Below are 1,904 nucleotides of genomic sequence, written 5' to 3'. Positions count from 1 at the left end.
GGGCGGTCACGTGCTGGTCTTCGAATCGCCGGTCCACAGCGAACCGAGTATCGAATGGCGGGTGCGCAGCGCCATGCGGGCCTGGGCGGGGGGCGGTGGGGGCCGAAACACCCCGGGCGGGGGGGGGCCCCCCCCCACCGGGCGCGGCCCCCCGCGCGGGCTTTCGGCGAGTTCGGCGGTGCCGCCGTGTAATTCGGCCTGCTGCCGGACCAGGGCCAGGCCCAGACCCGAACCGGGTGAGCCCGATCGTTTGGCGAAGCGGTCGAAGGCGGTGGGGGACAGGTGTTCCGGTATCCCGGGGCCGTTGTCGTCGATGGTGATCTCGATCCCGTCGGCGACCGTGCTTGCCGCCACCGCGATCTCGGTGGCATTTCCGTGCGCGACCGCGTTGGCGACCGCATTGGTGACGATCAGCATGATGCCGCCGGGCAGGCCGGTCATCGGGACCGGATCGCAGGCGGTCAGCGTGATGTCGACGCCGGGCTGCGCGCGCCGGGCGTTCTGGACGGCGCGATCGAGGGTTTCGCACAGTTCGAACGGTTCGAACGCGTCCGCGTCGGTCAGTTCGCCGACGGCGAGACGTTCGAGATCGGTGAGTGTGCGCTCGATCTGGCGTTCGGCGGCCAGCACGTCGGCGAGGACGGCGCCGCGCTGGTCGGCGGGGAGTTCGTCACCGGCGAGGACCTGCAGGTCGGTGCGCATCGCGGTGAGCGGGGTGCGCAGTTCGTGCGCGCAGACCGCGGCGAAATCGCGGGCGCCTGCCAGTGCCTGTCTGGTCTCGCCGTGCGCGGTCTCGAGCCGTGCCAGCATCCGGGTCATCGCGTCGGAGAGTTCCTCGGCTTCCCTGGCGCCGCGGCCCGACAATGGTGGCAGCTCGTCGAGGGTGTCGATCTCGTGGGTGGCGGTGGCCAGCCTGCGCAACGGTCGTGCGGCGAAACCGGCCAGCACCCAACCCAATCCGGCGGCCACGAGCACACCGGCGACACCGATGCCGAGGCCGATCAGCTGGCTGCGGGTGATCGCGGCGTCGACCAGTTCGCGATCGGGATTCAGCCGGACCAGCAGGCCAGGTGCGCCCTGCACCTGAGCCAGCGCGGGGTCGGTTGGGGCGGGCACCACGACCGTCGGCGGGCCGGGCAGGTCGGTGGCATCGGGTGGTACCTCCGTCGGCACCTGAATGGGCAGGGCGGGAACACCGTCGAGACGCTCGGCCACCTGGACGTGCATCGTCGACACCGTCTGATCGAGCTGCCGGGTGCCCGCCACCTTCAGCAGTGCCGCGTAGGTGAGGCCGAGGGTGATCGCCACCAGCGCGGCGACCACCGCCGACACCACGGCCACCCGCATCCGCAGCGACCACGACCCGGTGCTCACGGGCGCTCGCGCAGGACGAATCCGACGCCGCGCACCGTGTGCACGACCCGCGCGACGCCGCCGGTCTCGAGCTTGCGCCGCAGATACGAGACGAACACGTCGACCACGTTCGTATCGGTGGCGAAGTCGTAACCCCAGACGGCGGACAGGATCTGCTCGCGCCCGAGCACGATGCCCACGTTGTCGGCGAGCATCGCCAGCAGCTCGAACTCGCGTTTGGTGAGCTCGACCTGTCGCCCACCGGTGTGGACCCGATGGCCTGCCAGATCGATGTCCACCTCGCCCACCCGCACCGTCTTTCCCTGCGGCACCGCGGTTGCGGCGCTGCGGCGCAGCAAGGCGCGCAGCCGGGCGACCAGCTCGCCCAGGTCGAACGGTTTGGTGAGGTAGTCGTCGGCGCCGCGCTCGAGCGCCGCGATCCGATCGCTCACCCCCCCCCCCGCGGGGCGGGCCCCCAAAGGGGGGGGGGTTGTCACACCCCCCCCCGCGCGGGGCCCCCCCCCCCCCCGCGCCGACTCCAGTTCCTCCAG

General features: G+C 72.0%; 2 protein-coding genes. Both read right to left on the bottom strand.

Annotated elements, in window-relative coordinates; translation table 11 throughout:
• Positions 1-6: 6 nt before the first annotated feature.
• Positions 7-1,374, bottom strand: coding sequence for an ATP-binding protein (locus ACFWPJ_RS07660; protein ID WP_378848486.1), 1,368 nt, complete (start codon positions 1,372-1,374; stop codon positions 7-9).
• On the bottom strand, positions 1,371-1,904 hold a 534-nt coding region (locus ACFWPJ_RS07655), incomplete at its 5' end, for a response regulator transcription factor (protein WP_378848483.1). The genes ACFWPJ_RS07660 and ACFWPJ_RS07655, both read right to left, overlap by 4 nt.

This window comes from Nocardia sp. NPDC058497 (assembly GCF_042720195.1).
In the GTDB taxonomy this organism is placed as follows: Bacteria; Actinomycetota; Actinomycetes; order Mycobacteriales; family Mycobacteriaceae; genus Nocardia.
The sequence above is the reverse complement of the archived record's forward strand: the minus strand, read 5'-3'. Positions and strand labels throughout refer to the sequence as shown.